This is a genomic window from Pseudomonas cyclaminis (assembly GCF_015163715.1).
Taxonomy (GTDB): Bacteria; Pseudomonadota; Gammaproteobacteria; order Pseudomonadales; family Pseudomonadaceae; genus Aquipseudomonas; species Aquipseudomonas cyclaminis.
Genome location: NZ_JADDUM010000407.1, coordinates 1 through 514 on the forward strand (window position 1 = coordinate 1; position 514 = coordinate 514).

General features: G+C 62.1%; 1 pseudogene. It reads right to left on the minus strand.

The features are described from left to right. Nucleotides 1–514 (minus strand): annotated as a pseudogene (locus tag IQK56_RS30855) (proton-conducting transporter transmembrane domain-containing protein); the annotation flags it as partial.

The window sequence follows — 514 nt, forward strand, 5'->3', positions numbered from 1 at the left end:
GGGGGGTGTGGGGCAGGTCTTTTGCAGGCGGACCGAAGAACACATCGACGGTAAAGCGCAGGGCATAGGCCACGCTGAAAGTGCCGGCGATGGTCGCGATCACCGGCAGGGCAATTTCCACCCATTTTGTCGCCGAGATAAACACGGTTTCGGCGAAGAACATCTCTTTGGACAGGAAGCCATTGAGCAACGGCACGCCGGCCATGGAGGCACTGGCCACCATCGCCAGGGTCGCGGTGAACGGGATCAGGCGCACCAGGCCGCTGAGCTTGCGGATATCCCGCGTGCCGCTTTCGTGGGTCGATGATGCCCGCCGCCATGAACAGCGAGGCCTTGAAGGTGGCGTGGTTGAGGATATGGAACACAGCGGCGACGGCCGCCAGCGGGCTGTTAAGGCCCAGCAACAAGGTGATCAGCCCGAGGTGGCTGATGGTGGAGTAGGCTAAAAGGCCTTTAAGATCATTCTGGAACATGGCGCAGTAAGCGCCGAGGAGGAGGGTGAGGGCGCCGGCGC